The sequence below is a fragment of the Pantoea sp. SM3 genome, assembly GCF_000963995.1.
Taxonomy (GTDB): Bacteria; Pseudomonadota; Gammaproteobacteria; order Enterobacterales; family Enterobacteriaceae; genus Pantoea; species Pantoea rwandensis_B.
The window spans coordinates 81058-101742 of the sequence record NZ_JZRD01000038.1; the positions used below are offsets into that span (position 1 = coordinate 81058).

A 20685-nucleotide genomic window follows, 5' to 3' on the forward strand; every position below is an offset into this window, starting at 1 on the left:
AATGAGCAATGCCTGGCCGAACACTTTTCGTCGCCGTTTACTGGCAGGGGAAACCCTGATTGGTAGCTGGTGCGCGCTTGCTAGCCCGATTTCCACCGAAGTTCTGGGCCTGGCGGGCTTTGACTGGCTGGTGCTGGATGGCGAGCACGCGCCAAACGACATCACCACCTTTATCCCGCAGTTGATGGCGCTGAAGGGCAGCCACAGTGCGCCGGTAGTGCGTCCGCCGTGCAATGAGCCGATTATCATCAAACGCCTGCTGGATATTGGTTTCTATAACTTCTTGGTGCCGTTTGTGGAGACCGAGGAAGAGGCGATTCGCGCCGTAGCGTCAACGCGCTATCCGCCAGCGGGCATTCGCGGCGTGTCGGTTTCGCATCGCAGCAACATGTACGGCACGCTGCCGGATTACAACGCCACCATCAATGACAACATCACCGTGTTGGTGCAAATCGAAACTCAGCAGGCCGTGGATAACATCGACGCGATCGCTGCCGTTGACGGCGTGGATGGCATTTTTGTCGGCCCGGGTGACTTGTCTGCCGCACTCGGCTATCTCGGCCAGCCTGCGCATCCTGAAGTGTTGAAAGTGATTAAACACATTTTTGAACGTGCCAAAGCAGCAGGTAAACCCAGCGGCATTCTGGCGCCGGTGGAAGCTGACGCACATCGTTATCTGGAATGGGGTGCCACCTTCGTTGCTGTGGGCAGCGATCTGGGTGTTTTCCGCAACGCCACGCAGGCGCTGTGCGACAAATTTAAGAAATAACTGACGAAGGGGAAAGGCAATGAAAATTGGATTTATCGGCCTCGGTATTATGGGCAAACCGATGAGTAAAAACCTGGTGAAAGCCGGTTATTCGCTGGTGGTGCGTGACCACAACGTTAGCAACGAAGCTGAACTGGTGGAACTGGGCGCCACCGTGGCGAAAACGCCAAAAGAGGTCGCCGAACAGGTTGATGTGGTGATCACCATGGTGCCGAACTCACCGCAGGTGAAAGAGGTTTGCCTCGGCGCCAACGGGATTATCGAAGGCGCGAAGCCTGGCCTGATTGTGATCGACATGAGTTCGATTGCGCCACTGGCCAGCCGTGAAGTGCACGATGCGCTGGCAGAAAAAGGCATCAAGATGCTGGATGCGCCGGTCAGTGGTGGCGAGCCGAAAGCGATTGAGGGCACGCTGTCCGTGATGGTCGGTGGCGATAAAGCGGTATTCGACCAATGCTACGACATCATGAAAGCCATGGCGGGTTCCGTGGTGCACACCGGTGATATCGGTGCAGGCAACGTGACCAAGCTGGCGAACCAGGTGATTGTGGCGCTGAACATCGCGGCGATGTCCGAAGCGCTGTCGCTGGCAACCAAAGCCGGTGTAAACCCAGAACTGGTCTATCAGGCGATTCGTGGTGGGCTGGCAGGCAGCACGGTACTTGATGCCAAAGCGCCAATGGTGCTGGATCGTAACTTCAAGCCGGGCTTCCGCATCGATCTGCACATCAAGGATTTGGCGAATGCGCTGGACACTTCACACGGCATTGGCGCGCATCTGCCGCTGACGGCTGCGGTGATGGAAATGATGCAGGCACTGAAAGTCGACGGTAAGGGCACTTCTGACCATAGTGCGCTGGCTTGCTATTATGAAAAATTAGCTCAGGTCGAGATCACCCGGTAGTTTGCCTGTCCGGTGTCTGCGGATGCCGGACTGCTCACTGCTTTAGCAGGACGGAATTCCGTCACCCATCGCGCTCGGATTGCCTATGAAAATTGTCATCGCACCGGATTCATATAAAGAGAGTTTGTCTGCCCTGGAAGTGGCTGCGGCGATTGAAGCGGGATTTAGCGAGATTTTTCCCGACGCCGAATACGTGAAAATACCGGTCGCCGACGGTGGTGAAGGCACGGTAGAAGCCATGGTGGCGGCGACGCAAGGAAGTATTGTCAGATTAACCGTGACCGGACCGCTCGGCGCGCCGGTTGAAGCTTTTTACGGATTATCCGGTGATGAGCGCAGCGCATTTATCGAAATGGCGGCAGCCAGCGGTCTGGAACTGGTGCCGGCCGCGCAGCGTGACCCGCTGATCACCAACTCTTATGGCACCGGCGAGCTGATTAAAAACGCGCTCGATCGCGGTGTTGACCACATCATTATTGGTATTGGTGGCAGCGCCACGAACGATGGAGGATCCGGCATGATGCAGGCGCTGGGCGCTCGCTTGCTGGACCAGCAGGGCAATGAGATTGCCTTTGGCGGCGGCGCACTGCCGCAGCTGGCGCGGATTGAAATCGATCAGCTGGATAAACGTATTCAGCAGTGCCGCATAGAAGTGGCCTGCGATGTTACTAATCCTTTGACCGGTGAAGAGGGTGCCTCGGCGATCTTTGGTCCACAAAAAGGAGCCACGCCGGAACTGGTGCAGCAACTGGATAACGCGCTGGCGCATTACGCTGAGATTATCCATCGCGATTTAGACATTGATGTGCTGCACATTGCGGGCGGCGGAGCGGCGGGGGGCATGGGCGCGGCACTGCATGCGTTTTGCCAGGCCGAGCTGCGTCGCGGTATTGAGATCGTCACGGAAGCCCTTGGGTTAGCGGATCAGGTGCAAGATGCCGATCTGGTGATTACCGGCGAAGGGCGCATTGATAGCCAGACGATTAACGGCAAAGTGCCGATTGGTGTGGCGAAGGTGGCGAAGCAGTTTAACAAGCCGGTGATTGGCATTGCGGGCAGTTTAACCGCAGATGTTGGCGTGGTGCATCAGCACGGGCTGGATGCGGTATTCAGTGTGCTGTTCAGCATTGGCTCGCTGGAGGATGCATTAGCCAATGCGGCGCAAAATGTGCGACTGACCGCGCGCAATGTGGCGGCAACGATCAAGGTGGGGCAGGCCTTATAGATGCGGCTGATCGCGCGCAATGTCGTGGCAGTGAACAATGTGGGGCTGGCCTTACAGGCGCGCCCCTCTCATCCTAACCCTCTCCCGTTATCGGGCGAGGGGGACTGTTGGTTGCGATGATGGAGGCGACGAGTCATTCTTGACCTGGATCGATTAACTCTCTTTGGTGAGTGGCAGAGGGCATGAAACGTTCCCTTATCCCACGCCCAACACTTTCCTGGCCTCACGCGCCACGTTCGCCATCTCATCACTCAATTCCAGCAATTCCGGCTCCAGCGCTTCGATATCACTCTCCTGATGCAGACTCTTCTCCAGCTGCTGACACAGCTGTTTCAGTCTGGGCACACCGCTGTAGCTGGCGCTGCCGTGCAGCTTATGGATGATCTCGCGCAGGCCATTAACATCATTACTGGTCATGGAACTCTCCACGCGCGCCTCCACTTCCGGCAGGAAATCCAGCAGCATCTGCAGCAGATCGCGCGCCAGATCCGGTTTGTTGGCGGCCTGACGCAGTGCCAGCGCCCAGTCGAGCGACGGCGCAACATCTGGCAGCGGTGTGGGTGCCGCCGTTGGGTTCGGGGCATAACGCTGCAACAGCTGGCTCAGTTTGCCTTCGTCAATCGGCTTCGCCAGATAATCATTCATCCCGGCACCAATCAGCTGCTGGCGCTCGCCATCCAGTGCATGTGCAGTGACCGCGACAATCGGGGTATTCGCATGCAGCGGCAGGCTGCGAATGATTTCACTGGCGCGAATGCCGTCGATATCCGGCATCTGGATATCCATTAAAATCACATCCAGCTTGTGTAACCGCGCCTGGCGGATGGCCTGTTCCGCGTTGTCGCACAGAATGATGTGCTGAACCTGCTCCTCCAGCAGCGCACCAATTAATTTCAGATTGGCAGGATTGTCATCCACCGCCATCACCGTCAGCGGCTGGCGGGTACTGTGCGGTAAGGCATCGTTATGCAAACTGTGTAAATCCAGCAGCATCGGCAACAAGCGCGTCAGTGAGACGGGTTTGGCGATACAGCCGGCGATGCCACGTGCGCGCAAATCGTCGGCGAACAGCATCATCTCGCTGGGCAGCGCCAGCAGTACCGAATCGGCATGCGCGCGCAGCCGCTGAATTAACGCATCCGGCAGCGTGGCAGGGTGAGGATCGTTCACCGGCAATCCCATCAACAACAGCGGGAAGCGGGTATCCGGCAGCGCTTCCAGTGAAGTGAAATGCTGAACCTGCAGCGGCGTGATGCTGAGCATCTCCTGCACCGCTTTCGCCACCGCAGCATGGGGTTCGATATAGGCTAACGGGATGGCACGCAGATCTTCCAGCATGCGCGGGATGGGCGGCGCGTTGGGATTGAGATCGAGATGAACGTGCACCCAGAAAGTGGATCCCTGATTTTGACGGCTGTGGAATGCAATCTCTCCGCCCATCTCCGACACCAGTTTTTGCGTGATCACCAGACCCAAACCGGTGCCGCCGTGGCGGCGGGAAATACTCGCATCGGCCTGACGAAACGCCTGGAACAGCTGTGACTGTTGCTGCTCAGAAATGCCAATGCCGGTGTCGTGTACCTGAATTTCCAGTTCAACGCGCGTGGTGCTCAGGCTACGCAGCTCAACACGCAAATCGATGTGCCCCTGCTCAGTAAACTTAATGGCATTACCAATCAGGTTAATCATGATCTGCTGTAAACGCAGCGGGTCGCCAATCACATTATCCGGCACCTGTTTTTCCAGACAAACGGTGATCTCCAGCCCTTTGTCATGTGCTGAAGGTGCCAGCAGCACCAGGGTTTCATCCAGCGTGGCGCGGAGCGGGAAGGGGATCGATTCCAGCACCAGCTTGCCGGCTTCGAGTTTCGAGAAATCCAGCACATCGTTGATGATGCTCAGCAGGTTATTGGCCGAGCGCTCAATAGTGCTCATATAATCGCGCTGGTTGGTGCTCAGTCCGGTTTTCAGCATCTGACGGGTAAAGCCAATCACTCCGTTGAGCGGTGTTCGTAATTCATGCGACATATTGGCGAGGAATTCGGATTTGATACGCGCCGCTTCCTGCGCGCGCTTCTTCGCTAAATCCAGCTCGACGTTTTGAATCTCCAGCTGTTCCAGGGTTTCACGCAGATCGTAGGTGGCCTGATCGATATTCTGCTGCATCTCTTCGTGATAGGCAGTGAGCGACATCGCCATGGCATTGATGCCGTTTTTCAGAATGCTCAGTTCGCCCAGCATGTAGCCATCAACGCGGCTGTCGAGTTGGCCGCGACGGATGCGGTCCACGGTGGAAACCATGTTCCGAATCGGCCCGGTGACGTCGCGCATCAGACGATAGGCAAACAGCATGGCGATGCACAAACAAAACAGTAAGAGCAAAGTGGCCACAAACACCTCTTTGTACTGCTCCAGCCGCACCGATTGCAGATCGAGTTCAATTGCCACATACCCCAACGGATTCCCCGCGGGTTTGGCATCTTCACCGGGCAGTTCGTCTACGGAATAGCGTTCGGAGATAATCGGGGTTCGCAGCACCATCAAATTGCCGTGGCGCTCCACCGATACACCATCTTCCAGCGTCGAGATGTCTTCTTTTTGCAATAACGCGAGGTTTTGGTTGTTGTTCGAGGTGACGTAGATGTGATTGTTGTTGTCGAAAATGGTAATGGCACGGACAATATCGGAATGACGACGATGCAGCAGGCTGACCAGCTCGCGAATCGCATCACGATTGTGCCAGGTCATGCCGTATTCGCTGGAGACAGCCAGCGGTTCAATAATGTTCGAACCGGCATCGCGCACCTGATGTTGTAATTCGTTATAACGGTGCACCACGAAGAAGGTACTGAGCAGCAGACCAATCATTAACGTTGGCGCCAGTATCAAAATCATCATTCGCGCCCGCAGGCTATATTTGGTCATAATTGTGGCCTGGCAACTCCTGGCATTGATATCCCTGTGCACAATCCGCTTGCGATGGCACACCCCATTAATTTAGAGAATTCACAACACTATGGCGCAATTTTACTCCGCAAAACAGCGTGTGGCGACAAAGCAGCGTATTACCGTCACTATCGAAGACCTTGACCCCTTTGGACAAGGTGTTGCGCGCCATAATGGCAAAGCGATGTTTGTCAGCGGCGCACTGCCGGGTGAACAGGCCGAAGTCATGGTCGTGGAAGATAAACGTCAGTTCTCGCGGGCCAAAGCCAAAAAGATTACTCAGCCGAGCGCACAGCGGGAAAAACCGCGCTGCGTGCACTTTGGTGTCTGCGGTGGATGCCAGCAACAGCATGCCGCGATCGCGTTACAGGAGGAGAGTAAAGCACGTGCGCTGAGCCGAATGCTGAGTCGGGATGCGCCTTTGCCGGTGCAGGTAAATGAGATCATCCGTGGCAACACCTGGGGCTACCGCCGCCGCGCTCGCCTGGGACTGCAATGGCAGCCTAAACAGCAACGTTTGCTGATGGGTTTCCGCCAGTCAGCAACCAATGATTTAGTGGCGCTAAGCCAATGCCCCATTTTGGTGCCCGAGCTTGAGGCGTTACTCCAGCCATTGCACCACTGCCTCAGCACCCTGCAGGCCGCACGGCGATTGGGCCATGTCGAGTTAGTGCTGGCGGACAATGGCCCGGTAATGGTGCTGCGTCATCTTGATGCATTGTCCGCAGGCGATCGTGCAAAACTGGAACGCTTTTCGCATGAGCATCAGCTGATGCTCTATCTGGCCGACGGCGGCGACACTTTGCAGCCGCTGGGGGATTATGCACCGTTCTACCAATCGTTTGATTTGAAACTGACTTTCAGCCCGCAGGATTTCATTCAGGTGAATGATGGCGTGAATCAGCAGATGGTGGCAAAAGCCATTGAATGGCTCGATTTACAGCCCGAAGATCGGGTGCTGGATCTGTTTTGCGGTATGGGTAATTTCACTTTGCCTGTAGGAAAGTTCGTACAAAATGCTGTGGGTGTGGAGGGTGTTGCAGCTTTAGTCCATCAGGCAGCGTATAATGCTGAGCTGAATAATCTTAAAAATGTCCGCTTTTTCCAGCACAACCTGGAAGAAGACGTTGCCCACCAGCCGTGGGCAGCGCAGGGATTTAACAAGGTGTTACTGGATCCAGCACGTGCTGGGGCCGCGGGTGTGATGTCGCATATCGTTAAACTTGCGCCACAACGCGTGGTCTATGTTTCCTGTAACCCAACAACACTTGCGCGCGACAGTCAGGCATTACTGTCGGCGGGCTACCATTTGGAAAGGGTCGCGATGCTGGATATGTTCCCTCATACCAGTCATCTCGAGTCCATGGTGCTGTTTAGCAAAGCATAAGCGGCGTTTTCGTCGTTATGGCAGGAGAGGATATGGTTGCGGTTAGAAGTGCGCATTTGAATACGGAAGGGGAATTTGCCCTCGACCAGTGGATCGCCAGTTTAAATATCAATAATCCGCAATCCTGTCAGCGATTGGCGGATACCTGGCGCTACTGTGAAACCGAAACGCACAACCATCCAGATCAGGCTCTGCTGCTGTGGCGCGGTATTGAGATGGTGGAAATACTCACCATGCTCAGTATGGACAACGATAGCCTGCGTGCGGCCTTACTGTTCCCGCTGGCCAACGCGGATGTGGTCAGTGAAGAAGAGCTGGAAAAGTCGTTCGGCAAAGGCATTGTCTCGCTGGTACACGGCGTGCGCGATATGGACGCGATCCGCCAGCTGAAAGCCATCCACAATGATTCGATGGCCTCCGAGCAGGTGGATAACGTGCGCCGCATGCTGCTGGCGATGGTGGAAGATTTCCGCTGCGTGGTCATCAAGCTGGCAGAGCGTATCGCCCACCTGCGTGAAATGAAGGATGCACCAGAAGACGAACGTGTGCTCGCTGCCAAAGAGAGCACCAACATCTATGCGCCGTTAGCCAATCGTCTGGGTATCGGTCAGCTCAAATGGGAGCTGGAAGATTACTGCTTCCGCTATCTGCACCCTGATGAGTACAAACGCATCGCCAAACTGCTGCATGAACGCCGTATTGACCGCGAAGGTTACATTGATAACTTCGTGAGTAACTTACGTGCAGAGATGCAGAAGGAGGGCGTGCGTGCTGAAGTCTATGGCCGCCCGAAACATATCTACAGTATCTGGCGCAAGATGCAGAAGAAGTCGCTGGCGTTTGATGAGCTGTTCGATGTGCGCGCGGTACGCATCGTGGCGGAACGTTTGCAGGATTGCTATGGCGCCCTGGGCACCGTGCACACGCTGTATCGCCATCTTCCCAGCGAGTTCGACGACTACGTTGCCAATCCCAAACCCAACGGTTATCAATCCATTCACACGGTGGTGCTCGGTCCGCAGGGCAAGACGGTAGAGATCCAGATTCGTACTCGCCAGATGCATGAAGATGCGGAGTTGGGCGTGGCCGCGCACTGGAAGTACAAAGAAGGCCCGACTTCCAGCAACGCGCGCGGTGCGGCAGGGCACGAAGAACGCATTGCGTGGCTGCGTAAGCTGATTACCTGGCAGGAAGAGATGGCGGATTCCGGCGAGATGCTGGAAGAGGTGCGCAGCCAGGTCTTTGACGATCGGGTGTACGTGTTTACCCCGAAAGGCGATGTGGTCGATCTGCCATCCGGTTCAACACCGCTGGACTTCGCTTATCATATTCACAGTGATATCGGCCATCGCTGCATTGGTGCCAAGATCAGCGGCCGTATCGTGCCGTTCACCTATCAATTGCAGATGGGCGATCAGATTGAGGTCATTACCCAGAAGCAGCCGAACCCGAGCCGCGACTGGCTAAACCCGAACCTCGGCTATATCACCACCAGCCGTGGCCGTTCAAAAATTCATGCCTGGTTCCGCAAACAAGATCGCGACAAGAACATTCTGGCTGGCCGCCAGATTCTTGAAAGCGAGTTGAGCCAGCTGGATATCAGTTTCCGCGATGCAGAAAAAATTCTGCTGCCGCGTTATAACGTCAGCTCGCAGGATGAGCTACTGGCGATGATTGGCGGCGGTGATATTCGCCTCAATCAGATGGTCAACTTCCTGCAGGCCAAGCTCAACAAGCCGAGTGCGGAAGAGGAAGATCGTGAAGCGCTGCGCCAGCTGACGCAAAAATCACATCAGCCTTCCTCTGCGCGCAGAGAGAGTGGGCGCGTGGTGGTGGAAGGTGTGGGCAATCTGCTACACCACATTGCGCGCTGCTGCCAGCCGATTCCGGGTGACGATATTGTGGGCTTTATCACCCAGGGGCGCGGAATTTCCATTCACCGTGCCGACTGTGACCAGCTCAGCGAACTGATCTCCCATGCGCCTGAGCGTATTGTCGATGCGGTGTGGGGCGAAGATTACTCGAGCGGCTATTCGCTGGTGGTACGCGTCACTGCCAACGATCGCAGCGGGTTATTGCGCGATATCACCACCATTCTGGCGAATGAGAAGGTTAACGTACTGGGTGTTTCCAGCCGCAGCGACACCAAAAAGCAGCTGGCAACCATTGATATGGATATCGAAATCTATAACCAGCAGGTGCTGGGTCGCGTGCTGGCGCGTCTTAACCAGGTGCCGGATATCATCGACGCACGCCGTCTGAACTGATGTGGTCAGGCCGCCATGAAAGGGCAGCCAGGCATTTACTGTACGCCCGAAATGGCACGTCTTCGTTGTTTTGGGTGCAGGGTATGGCCATCAATGACGTGTCGACCTGATTTCGGTACGCCTCAGGGTCGCCATTTTGGCGACCTTTTCCATTTTTAACCCCTAAGGATTTCCCCATGACCGCCCTGAATCGTCTGCTCACCATCATGCAAACCTTGCGCGACCCGGAACGTGGCTGCCCGTGGGATCGTCAGCAGACCTTCGCCTCCATCGCCCCTTACACGCTGGAAGAGACCTACGAAGTGATCGACGCGATTCAGCGCGAGGACTTTGATGATCTGCGCGGTGAACTGGGCGACTTGCTGTTTCAGGTGGTGTTTTATGCGCAGATGGCCGATGAGCAGCAGCGTTTCAATTTCGATGACATCTGCAACGCCATCAGCGACAAGCTGGAGCGCCGTCATCCGCATATTTTTGGTGATGTGCAGGCTGAAACCACACAGGAAGTGCTGAAAAACTGGGAAGCGATCAAACACAGCGAGCGCGCAGAGAAGTCACAGCATTCGGTGCTGGATGACATTCCAAAAGCCTTGCCTGCACTGATGCGTGCTCACAAAATCCAGAAGCGCTGTAGCACGGTGGGTTTCGACTGGAACAACCTGGGGCCAGTGCTCGATAAAGTGCATGAAGAAATCGATGAAGTGATGCACGAAGCGCAGCAGGCGGTGGTCGACAATGACAAGCTGGAAGAGGAGATTGGCGATTTGCTGTTTGCCACCGTCAACCTTTCTCGTCATTTGGGCAGCAAGGCCGAAATCGCCTTACAAAAAGCCAATGATAAATTTGAGCGTCGCTTCCGTCAGGTTGAATCCATCATCAGCGGGCAGGGACTGGCGATGCAGGATGCGACCCTGGATCAAATGGAAGCCGCCTGGCAGCAGGTGAAATGCAGTGAGAACAAAGACTAAGCGGTTATTCTTTAAATCGTCGATTATTCCTGCATTGCGCATAAATTGTCCGCTTGAGCTTACTCGATTCAGCCAGGCGGCAACTTTGTGACGCACATCAACATTTCACCCTCGCCTATTCGCTATGTTATCGGCTGCAATGCGGGGGGGTGATGTGATTCATCAATTGTGGCTGAGGACGACTTCGGGTATACTATTTTCCCGTCTTGGTTATTCCACCGTCTTTAAACCTAAACTCTCAGGTTCAGCATGACAACGAATTATATTTTTGTGACCGGCGGGGTCGTATCCTCTCTGGGCAAAGGCATTGCCGCAGCCTCCCTCGCAGCCATCCTTGAAGCACGTGGTCTGAATGTGACCATCATGAAACTCGATCCGTACATTAACGTCGATCCGGGTACCATGAGCCCAACGCAGCACGGTGAAGTATTTGTTACCGATGATGGGGCCGAAACCGATCTGGACTTGGGTCACTACGAGCGCTTCATCCGTACCAAAATGTCGCGCCGCAACAACTTTACGACCGGTCGTATCTACTCAGAAGTGCTGCGCAAAGAGCGTCGCGGTGACTATCTGGGTGCCACGATTCAGGTCATCCCACACATCACCAACGCCATCAAAGAACGCATTATTGAAGGCGGCGAAGGTCATGATGTCGTGCTGGTGGAAATCGGCGGTACCGTAGGCGATATCGAATCCCTGCCTTTCCTCGAAGCGATTCGCCAGATGGCCGTTGATGTGGGCCGTGAACACACCATGTATATGCACCTGACTTTGGTGCCGTATATGGCCGCTGCAGGCGAAGTGAAAACCAAGCCAACCCAGCATTCAGTGAAAGAGCTGCTGTCGATCGGTATCCAGCCTGATGTGCTGATCTGCCGTTCTGACCGTGCTGTGCCGGCCAACGAACGTGCGAAGATCGCTCTGTTCTGTAACGTGCCAGAGAAAGCGGTTATTTCCCTGAAAGATGTGGATTCCATCTACAAGATTCCTGGCCTGTTGAAATCACAGGGTCTGGATGACTATATCTGTAAGCGTTTCAATCTGAGCGCACCGGAAGCGAACCTGGCCGAATGGGAACAGGTTATCTATGAAGAAGCCAATCCGGGCGGCGAAGTGACCATCGGGATGGTCGGCAAGTATGTCGAGCTGCCAGATGCTTACAAATCAGTGATTGAAGCACTGAAGCACGGTGGCCTGAAAAATCGTGTGACCGTGAACATTAAGTTGATCGACTCGCAGGATGTGGAATCACGCGGTGTCGAAATTCTGAAAGATCTGGATGCTATCCTGATCCCGGGTGGCTTCGGCTACCGTGGTGTGGAAGGTAAAATGCTCACGGCGCAATACGCGCGTGAGAACAACATCCCTTACCTTGGTATCTGCCTGGGTATGCAGGTTGCGCTGATGGAATTCGCACGCAACGTGGCCGGGATGGCAGACGCCAACTCAACGGAATTTGTGCCAGACTGTAAGTACCCAGTGGTCGCGCTGATCACTGAATGGCGTGATGAAGAAGGCAACGTTGAGCAACGTACTGAGCAGAGCGATCTGGGCGGCACCATGCGTCTGGGTAGCCAGCAGTGCCAGCTGACGCCGGAAAGTAAAGTGCGCCAGCTATACGGTTCTGACGTGATTACTGAACGTCACCGTCATCGTTATGAAGTGAACAATCTGCTGTTGAAGCCGATTGAAGCGGCGGGTCTGCATATTGCGGGCCGTTCCGGCGACGACCAGCTGGTGGAAATCATCGAACTCCCAAACCATCCGTGGTTTGTAGCTTGTCAGTTCCACCCGGAATTCACGTCGACCCCGCGTGATGGTCATCCGCTGTTCGCTGGCTTTGTTAAAGCCGCGCAGGAGCACCAGAAGCGGTTAGCGAAGTAAGAGTTTAACGAACAGCGCGCGAACTTTTCGCGCGTTGTTTGTCTTAGGATTGACTAACTTGTACTGAGGAAAATCGAATGTCCAAAATCGTAAAAGTCATCGGTCGTGAAATCATCGACTCCCGTGGCAACCCGACTGTAGAAGCAGAAGTGCATCTGGAAGGCGGTTTCGTTGGTCTGGCTGCTGCGCCATCAGGTGCTTCAACCGGTTCTCGCGAAGCACTGGAGCTGCGTGACGGTGACAAATCTCGTTTCCTGGGCAAAGGCGTGACCAAAGCGGTTGCCGCTGTTAACGGTCCTATCGCTGCTGCGGTAACCGGTAAAGATGCCAAAGACCAGGCGAACATCGATAAGATCATGATCGAGCTGGACGGTACTGAGAATAAATCCAACTTCGGCGCTAACGCCATTCTGGCGGTTTCGCTGGCAGCAGCTAAAGCGGCTGCGGCTTCTAAAGGCCTGCCACTGTACGCGCACATCGCTGAACTGAACGGCACCCCAGGCAAATTCTCTATGCCACTGCCTATGATGAACATCATCAACGGTGGTGAGCACGCGGATAACAACGTTGATATCCAGGAATTCATGATTCAGCCTGTTGGCGCGAAAAACGTGAAAGAAGCCATCCGTATGGGTTCTGAAGTTTTCCACAACCTGGCAAAAGTGCTGAAAGCCAAAGGCATGAGCACTGCGGTCGGTGACGAAGGTGGCTACGCGCCTAACCTGGGTTCTAACGCCGAAGCGCTGGCTGTTATCGCTGAAGCGGTAAAAGCAGCAGGCTACGAGCTGGGCAAAGACATCACCCTGGCGATGGACTGTGCAGCGTCTGAATTCTACAAAGACGGCAAATATGTGCTGGCTGGCGAAGGCAACAAAGCCTTCACCTCTGAAGAGTTCACACACTTCCTGGAAGACCTGACCAAACAGTACCCAATCGTGTCTATCGAAGACGGTTTGGACGAGTCTGACTGGGCGGGCTTCGCTTACCAGACCAAAGTATTGGGCGACAAAATTCAGCTGGTAGGTGACGACCTGTTCGTGACCAACACCAAGATCCTGAAAGAAGGTATTGATAAAGGCATCGCTAACTCCATCCTGATCAAATTCAACCAGATCGGTTCTCTGACCGAAACGCTGGCTGCAATCAAGATGGCAAAAGATGCAGGTTACACCGCGGTGATTTCACACCGTTCAGGTGAAACTGAAGATGCGACCATCGCTGACCTGGCGGTCGGTACTGCAGCAGGCCAGATCAAAACCGGTTCTATGAGCCGTTCTGACCGTGTTGCTAAGTACAACCAACTGATTCGTATCGAAGAAGCGCTGGGCGACAAAGCCCCGTTCAACGGTCTGAAAGAAGTTAAAGGCCAGTAAGGGTCTGTTGATGTGGCCGGATTGGCCGCATCATCGCTGATAAAGCCCCGCCTCGTGCGGGGCTTTTGCTTTTTTGGCACGAAGCAGCTGTGAACCGGCGGTGAAAATCTGCCATAATCTGCGCCTCGAATTTTAGACGTGAGTAAAAAATGTTCTACCCGATTAACGAAATGTTCCAGACCCTGCAGGGCGAAGGATTTTACACCGGTGTTCCGGCGCTGTTCATCCGCTTACAGGGATGTCCGGTGGGCTGTAGCTGGTGTGATACCAAGCATACGTGGGAAAAACTGGCCGATCGGGAGACCTCGCTGGGCGATATTCTGGTGAAAACCGTGGAGAGTGATGCCTGGGGCAGTGCCGATGCGGCGATGCTGATTGAGACTATTCAACGTCAGGGCTGGACTGCACGCCATGTGGTGATCACCGGTGGCGAACCGGCTATTTTTGATTTGCGCCCGTTGACCGAGGCGTTGGAAGCAGCCGGTTTCGAGTGCCAGATTGAGACCAGTGGTACGCATGAAGTGCACTGTTCTGACAGCACCTGGGTGACGGTCTCACCGAAGGTGAATATGCGCGGTGGTTACGATGTGCTGCCACAGGCGTTGCAGCGTGCCGATGAAATTAAACATCCGGTGGCGCGTGAGCGAGATGTGGAAGCTTTGGATGGGCTGCTGGCAGGCTTGCACGATGACAAGAAGCGCATCGTGGCGCTGCAACCGATCAGTCGTGGCGATGCCGCCACCAAACTGTGCATTGAGACCTGCATTGCGCGTAACTGGCGTCTTTCGATGCAGACACATAAGTATTTGAATATCGCCTGATGAATTCGGTGCGCATCAATGCGCACCCGGCGAAATTTGCACCGATTCCGCAAGGTCGCCGTTTATGGCGACCTTGTTCAAGCCCGTACCGGTGCAGCCGAACGTATTACTGCTTCGCTTTATACGCGTCGAACGCCTGTTTGATCTCAGCTTTGGCTTTCGCCGCATCCTCAAAACCATTCAGCTCAACTTTTTTACGACCATCTGGCAACTGCTTATACACGCGGAAGAACGCCTGCAGACGCTCCTGCTCCATCTTCGGCAGGTCTTTCATCTCTTTGATGTCGTCATAGGTTGGATCGATTTTGCTGGTTGGAACCGCAACAATCTTGTCGTCCACTTCGCCGCCATCAATCATTTCCAGCACGCCAATCGGACGCAGTTTGATCAGCGTGCCCGGTTGCAGTGGCGCGCGAGTGTAGAAGATCACGTCCAGCGGATCGCCATCACCGCCCAGCGACTGGGTCAGTGAACCGTAGTTCGCCGGATAGGCAACCGGCATCGACTGGAAACGGTCAGCAACTATAAAACCGGTTTTCGCATCGGTTTCGTATTTAATCATCCCGCCTGCAGGAATCTCAGTCACGGCATAGAACTCATCCGGGACTTTATCCGGCTGCGGAAAATCCAGTACGTTTTGCGCCTGAACGGCAGCAGAGGCTGAAACAAGCAAAGCAATGACAGAAAGGCGTTTAACGAAGTTCATTGTTGATTCTCTTGATCTTTAATGAAGGAGACAACAACGTAGAGGGGACAGATGACAGCGAGATGAAGTGAACGTAAAGAAGCGTATAGCAGGAAAGTCAGGCTGCACAGCGGCAGCCCGTTAACCGTGATTAACCTTTATAAGTACACCCAGCGGTACAGGTTTCTTTGATCATCACTGCACTCAGTTCTGGCAGGATCGGCTTCATCTGATCCCAAATCCATTTTGCCAGCACTTCGCTGGTGGGATTTTCCAGGCCTGGAATATCATTCAGATAGTGATGATCGAGACGATCATAAATCGGCATAAACGCCGCTTTCAGTTCGGCAAAATCCATTACCCAACCGGTATGCGCATCCACTTCACCGGTGATTTCTAATCGCACCAGGAACGAATGGCCATGCAGACGACCACATTTATGCCCTTCAGGCACATGCGGCAGGCGGTGGGCAGATTCGAACTGGAACTCTTTAAACAGCGTGGTAGACATAATGGCTCTCAGACTTAAAAACCGCCGAATTCTACCTGAATCACAGATTTTTCGCACCCGCTTACGATGAAAAGGGCATTTTGCGCACGCCCATGCCGCAACAAGTTGATTAACGTATTGAATAAACGCATCTTTATTTACCACTTTTGCCGATTAACATTACCCGAAAAACCACTTAGTCATTTTGGTTATTAATTATGTCGAAGGCGTATTTAATCGTTAATATACAGCCCGGTAACCTACCCACTCTTCCGCCATATATCGGTCCGGACTTCAGACACTGGAATTTTTAACGCGATGACGACTCAGGCACCAGGTTCAATGCTTCCGCTTAATCCGGAGCAACTCGCGCGCTTACAGGCAGCGACCACGGATTTTAACACCACTCAGATGGCCTGGCTTTCCGGCTACTTCTGGGGCATGGTCAACCAGACGCCGGGCGCCGTTGCCGCACCTGCGCCGGTGCAGGCCGAGGTGCCAACCATCACGCTGATCTCCGCATCGCAGACCGGTAACGCACGTCGCCTGGCTGAACAGCTGCGTGACGACCTGTTGGCCGCTAAGCTGAGCGTTAATTTGGTGAACGCCGGGGACTACAAGTTTAAGCAAATCGGTCAGGAGAAATTACTGGTTGTTGTCACTTCCACTCAAGGTGAAGGTGAGCCACCAGAAGAAGCCGTGGCGTTGCACAAATTCCTGCTGTCGAAAAAAGCGCCGAAATTTGCTGCTGGCGCCGCGTTTGCGGTGTTCGGCCTCGGCGATACCTCTTACGAATTCTTTAGCAAAGCCGGTAAAGATTTTGATGAGCGCCTGGCGGAACTGGGTGCAGAACGCCTGCTGGATCGTGTTGATGCCGATGTGGAATACAAAGAGCAAGCTGCGGCCTGGCGTCAACAGCTGACCGAGATTCTGAAAGCGCGTGTGCCAGGTGAGCCTTCAGTGGTGGCGGCCGTGACGGCTTCCGGTGCAGTGAATGACATTCACAGCAGCCCTTACACCAAAGAAGCGCCGCTGACCGCCAGTTTTGCTGCTAACCAAAAAATTACCGGTCGCGATTCGGATAAAGATGTTCGCCATATCGAAATCGATCTGGGCGATTCTGGTCTGCGCTATCAGCCGGGCGATGCGCTGGGCGTGTGGTTTGAGAATGACGCCGAACTGGTGCAGGAACTGCTGCAACTGGTGTGGCTGAAAGGCGATGAGCCGGTTGAGGTTAACGGTGAAAACCTGCCGCTGGCTGAAGCGCTGCAAAAGCATTATGAATTGACGGTGAACACGCCGCAGATCGTTGAGCAGTATGCTGCGCTGTCACGTAATGATGCGCTGCTGGCGCTGTCGGGTGATAAACCGAAATTACAGAGCTATGCGCAGAGCTTCCCGATTGTTGATATGGTGCGTCAGGCACCCACTGAACTCAATGCAGAACAGCTCACTGGTCTGTTGCGTCCTCTCACACCGCGCCTCTATTCGATTGCTTCATCGCAAGCGGAAACGGATACCGAAGTACATATTACTGTCGGTGCGGTGCGTTACGAGATTGATGGTCGTCAGCGCGGCGGCGGTGCTTCAACCTGGCTGGCAGATCGAATCGAAGAAGAGGGCGATATCCGCGTGTTCATCGAACACAACGACAACTTCCGCTTGCCGGCGAATCCGGAAACCCCGGTGATCATGGTCGGCCCCGGCACGGGCATCGCGCCGTTCCGTTCCTTTATGCAGCAGCGTGATAACGACGGCGCAGGCGGCAAAAACTGGCTCTTCTTTGGTAATCCGCACTTCACCGATGATTTCCTCTATCAGGTGGAATGGCAGAAATACGTCAAAGACGGCTTGCTGACCCACATTGATTTAGCGTGGTCACGTGACCAGGCTGAGAAAATATACGTACAAGATAAAATCCGCGCCAAAGGGGCGGAAGTGTGGCGCTGGATTGAAGAAGGCGCGCACCTTTACGTCTGCGGCGACGCTAATCGCATGGCGAAAGACGTTGAGCAGGCATTACTGGATGTGGTGGTCGAACACGGCGGCATGGATCGTGAAACGGCTGACGAATTTTTAAGTGAGCTGCGCATTGAGCGCCGTTATCAGCGAGACGTTTACTAATGAGCGAAAAACATCCTGGACCGCTGGTCGTTGAAGGCAAGCTGACCGACGCAGAGCGTCTGAAAAAACAGAGTAACTACCTGCGCGGCACCATTCTCGAGGATCTCGATGATGGTCTGACAGGCGGCTTCAGTGGCGATAACTTCCTGTTGATCCGTTTCCACGGCATGTACCAGCAGGACGACCGCGATATTCGTGCGGAGCGTGCGGCGCAGAAACTTGAGCCGCGCCACGCGATGATGTTGCGTTGCCGCCTGCCGGGCGGGATTATCACGCCAACGCAATGGCTGGCGATTGATAAGTTCGCCACCGATAAAACCATTTATGGCAGCATCCGTCTGACTAACCGTCAGACCTTCCAGTTTCACGGCATTCTGAAAAAGAACGTGAAGCCAACGCACCAGATGCTGCACGAAGTTAGCCTCGATGCATTGGCAACGGCGAATGACGTTAACCGTAACGTGCTCTGTACCTCAAATCCGGTCGAGTCGGAACTGCATCAGGAAGCCTACGAGTGGGCGAAAAAGCTCTCCGAGCACCTGCTGCCGCAAACCCGCGCATACGCTGAGATTTGGTGGGATAAAGAAAAAGTTGCCACGACGGATAAAGAGCCGATTCTGGGCGAAACCTATCTGCCGCGTAAGTTCAAAACGACCGTAGTGGTGCCACCGCATAACGATGTCGATCTGCATGCGAATGACCTGAACTTCATCGCTATTGCTGAGAACGGCAAGCTGATTGGCTTTAACCTGTTGGTTGGCGGTGGGTTGTCGATCGATCACGGTAATAAAGCGACTTATGCGCGTACTGCGAGTGAGTTTGGCTTCCTGCCGGTAGAGAAGATCCTTGATGTGGCGGCTGCGGTAGTGACCACGCAGCGCGACTGGGGTAACCGTACCGACCGTAAGAATGCCAAAACCAAGTACACGCTGGAACGTGTGGGTGTCGAGACCTTCAAAGCGGAAGTTGAAAAGCGTGCTGGCCTGACGTTTGAACCGATTCGTCCTTACGCGTTTACCACGCGTGGTGACCGCGTTGGCTGGGTGAAAGGCATTGATAAGAAATGGCATCTGACGCTGTTTATTGAAAACGGCCGTCTGCTGGATTATCCAGGCCGTCCGCTGAAACGCGGCATCGCCGAAATTGCCAAAATTCACCAAGGCGATTTCCGCCTGACTGCTAACCAGAATCTGATCGTAGCCGGTGTGCCGGAGAAGCAAAAAGCGCAGATCGAAGCTATCGCCCGTGAACACGGTTTGATGGAAGCGGTGACGCCGCAGCGTGAAAACTCAATGGCCTGTGTGGCTTTCCCAACCTGCCCATTAGCGATGGCCGAAGCCGAACGCTTCCTGCCTTCGTTTGTGACCAAGGTCGAAGAGATCATGCATAAGCATGGCGTCGGTGAAGAGCACATAGTGCTACGCGTTACCGGTTGCCCGAACGGCTGTGGCCGTGCTTTGCTGGCTGAGTTAGGTTTGGTGGGTAAAGCACCTGGCCGCTACAACTTACACATTGGCGGCAATCGCATGGGTACACGCATTCCACGCATGTACCGCGAGAACATCAACGAAGGCGAAATTCTGGCCAGCATCGACGAATTAGTGGCGCGCTGGGCAACCGAGCGTCAGGCCGATGAAGGCTTCGGTGACTTCGTGATTCGCGCTGGCATCATCAAAGCCGTGGTGGATCCCGCCCGTGATTTTTGGGACTCGGAGGCAGTATGACGGTACTTGATCTCGCAGCACTGAATAGTGGCAGCAAAGTCGATCGCATCATGGCATTGGCCGAAAGCAACGTGCAGCTGGAGAAACTCTCCGCTGAGCAACGCGTGAGCTGGGCGCTGGAGAATATGCCGGGCGCGTTTGTGCTGTCCTCCAGCTTTGGTATTCAGGCGGCGGTTCTGCTGCATATGGTAACGCAGCAGAAACCGGATATGCCGGTGATCCTGACCGATACCGGCTATCTGTTCCCGGAAACTTACCGCTTTATTGATGAGTTGACTGAGAAACTCAATCTCAATCTGCAAATCTTCCGTGCTGAGACTTCTCCAGCATGGCAGGAAGCGCGCTACGGCAAACTGTGGGAGCAGGGCGTCGAGGGGATTGAGCAGTACAACCAGATCAACAAGGTCGAACCGATGAATCGCGCGCTGGAAACCCTGGGTGCGCAGACCTGGTTTGCGGGTCTGCGCCGTGACCAGTCAGGCAGCCGCGCCAGTTTGCCAGTACTGGCGGTGCAGCGCGGCGTGTTCAAGATTCTGCCGATCATTGACTGGGATAACCGTCAGGTGCACCAGTACCTGAAACAACATGGCCTCAAGTATCATCCGCTGTGGGATGAAGGCTATTTGTCAGTGGGCGATACGCACACCACTAAGAAGTGGGAGCCGGGCATGGCAGAAGAAGAAACTCGCTTCTTTGGCCTGAAGCGCGAGTGCGGATTGCACGAAGGTTGATGCATCAATAAAAGGGTAGCGGCGTGATTTATCGCGCCTCCCTGTAGCGCCTCTAACGCTGACAGGTACACGATAAATCGTGCCGCTACTATGTCGTCCTTAAATCCCTTTTAACCCTTCAAACGCCTCCGCTGCACGCGTCACGTTCACTTTGGTCACGTCATAATGCGCCACCGCGACAAAAGGATCTTCCGCGAGGATAGTATCCAAACGGGCGCGATCCATCTCCTTCACCAGCACCATGCCGCCGGTGCGCGGATCTTTACGGCCTGCTGCAATAAAGTCACCGCTGTCAAAGTAACGATCCAGCCACTCAATGTGTGGCGCCAGCAGCGCATCGGCTTCTTCTGCCGGACGGAAATAGTTGAGATACACCACGTACAT

16 protein-coding genes are annotated in these 20685 nt (G+C 54.5%); 12 read left to right on the top strand and 4 right to left on the bottom strand.

Going from position 1 to position 20685, the window contains the following annotated elements; all coding sequences use genetic code 11:
- Position 1: 1 nt before the first annotated feature.
- From garL to VI01_RS20075, 3 genes are all read left to right on the top strand, one after another.
- Positions 2–769 carry a 2-dehydro-3-deoxyglucarate aldolase gene (garL, locus tag VI01_RS20065; protein WP_045816421.1) on the top strand — a complete coding sequence of 256 codons (768 nt, stop codon included), beginning with the start codon at positions 2–4 and terminating at the stop codon, positions 767–769.
- Positions 770–788: 19 nt separating this feature from the next.
- Positions 789–1673 (top strand): 2-hydroxy-3-oxopropionate reductase, encoded by an 885-nt coding sequence (garR, locus tag VI01_RS20070; RefSeq protein ID WP_034823058.1) that lies wholly within the window; start codon positions 789–791, stop codon positions 1671–1673.
- An 85-nt stretch (positions 1674–1758) separates the two neighbouring features.
- A complete protein-coding gene (locus VI01_RS20075) occupies positions 1759–2898 on the top strand; it encodes a glycerate kinase (RefSeq protein ID WP_045816422.1) in 1140 nt (379 codons plus the stop codon).
- 195 nt (positions 2899–3093) lie between these two features.
- Here the strand turns inward: VI01_RS20075 and barA are convergent, their stop codons facing one another.
- Positions 3094–5823: a two-component sensor histidine kinase BarA gene (gene barA / locus VI01_RS20080; protein WP_045816423.1), complete on the bottom strand. Its 2730-nt coding sequence runs from the start codon at positions 5821–5823 to the stop codon at positions 3094–3096.
- Between the two features lie 91 nt (positions 5824–5914).
- On the opposite strand from barA, the gene rlmD reads away from it, so the two are divergent.
- The 6 genes from rlmD to queE all read left to right on the top strand — a co-directional run bounded on the left by rlmD (position 5915) and on the right by queE (position 14547).
- A complete protein-coding gene (rlmD, locus tag VI01_RS20085) occupies positions 5915–7231 on the top strand; it encodes a 23S rRNA (uracil(1939)-C(5))-methyltransferase RlmD (RefSeq protein ID WP_045816424.1) in 1317 nt (438 codons plus the stop codon).
- A 32-nt stretch (positions 7232–7263) separates the two neighbouring features.
- Entirely contained in the window at positions 7264–9498 is a 2235-nt protein-coding gene (relA, locus tag VI01_RS20090) for a GTP diphosphokinase (protein WP_034823050.1), read from the top strand.
- Between the two features lie 176 nt (positions 9499–9674).
- A complete protein-coding gene (gene mazG, locus VI01_RS20095) occupies positions 9675–10466 on the top strand; it encodes a nucleoside triphosphate pyrophosphohydrolase (protein ID WP_045816425.1) in 792 nt (263 codons plus the stop codon).
- A 249-nt stretch (positions 10467–10715) separates the two neighbouring features.
- Entirely contained in the window at positions 10716–12353 is a 1638-nt protein-coding gene (gene pyrG, locus VI01_RS20100; RefSeq protein WP_034823046.1) for a glutamine hydrolyzing CTP synthase, read from the top strand.
- A 77-nt stretch (positions 12354–12430) separates the two neighbouring features.
- On the top strand, positions 12431–13726 hold the full coding sequence (gene eno, locus VI01_RS20105; protein ID WP_034823037.1) for a phosphopyruvate hydratase: 1296 nt from the start codon (positions 12431–12433) through the stop codon (positions 13724–13726).
- A gap of 149 nt (positions 13727–13875) precedes the next feature.
- Entirely contained in the window at positions 13876–14547 is a 672-nt protein-coding gene (gene queE / locus VI01_RS20110) for a 7-carboxy-7-deazaguanine synthase QueE (RefSeq protein WP_038645147.1), read from the top strand.
- Positions 14548–14653: 106 nt separating this feature from the next.
- Here the strand turns inward: queE and VI01_RS20115 are convergent, their stop codons facing one another.
- Both VI01_RS20115 and queD read right to left on the bottom strand, forming a co-directional pair.
- On the bottom strand, positions 14654–15253 hold the full coding sequence (locus VI01_RS20115; RefSeq protein ID WP_045816426.1) for an inorganic diphosphatase: 600 nt from the start codon (positions 15251–15253) through the stop codon (positions 14654–14656).
- Positions 15254–15383: 130 nt separating this feature from the next.
- Positions 15384–15746: a 6-carboxytetrahydropterin synthase QueD gene (queD, locus tag VI01_RS20120; protein ID WP_176505758.1), complete on the bottom strand. Its 363-nt coding sequence runs from the start codon at positions 15744–15746 to the stop codon at positions 15384–15386.
- Positions 15747–16040: 294 nt separating this feature from the next.
- On the opposite strand from queD, the gene cysJ reads away from it, so the two are divergent.
- Genes cysJ through VI01_RS20135 form a run of 3 tightly spaced genes read left to right on the top strand, consistent with a single transcriptional unit; the run spans position 16041 to position 20301 of the window.
- Positions 16041–17846 (top strand): NADPH-dependent assimilatory sulfite reductase flavoprotein subunit, encoded by a 1806-nt coding sequence (cysJ, locus tag VI01_RS20125; protein WP_038645151.1) that lies wholly within the window; start codon positions 16041–16043, stop codon positions 17844–17846.
- Positions 17846–19570, top strand: a complete 1725-nt coding sequence (cysI, locus tag VI01_RS20130) for an assimilatory sulfite reductase (NADPH) hemoprotein subunit (RefSeq protein ID WP_045816427.1) — start codon at positions 17846–17848, stop codon at positions 19568–19570. Before cysJ ends, cysI begins: the two co-directional genes overlap by 1 nt.
- Positions 19567–20301 carry a phosphoadenylyl-sulfate reductase gene (locus tag VI01_RS20135; protein ID WP_045816428.1) on the top strand — a complete coding sequence of 245 codons (735 nt, stop codon included), beginning with the start codon at positions 19567–19569 and terminating at the stop codon, positions 20299–20301. The genes cysI and VI01_RS20135 overlap by 4 nt, the downstream gene beginning before the upstream one ends.
- Positions 20302–20400: 99 nt before the next feature.
- Here VI01_RS20135 and VI01_RS20140 read toward each other — a convergent pair whose 3' ends face one another.
- Positions 20401–20685 carry a YciI family protein gene (locus VI01_RS20140; protein WP_038645154.1) on the bottom strand — a complete coding sequence of 95 codons (285 nt, stop codon included), beginning with the start codon at positions 20683–20685 and terminating at the stop codon, positions 20401–20403.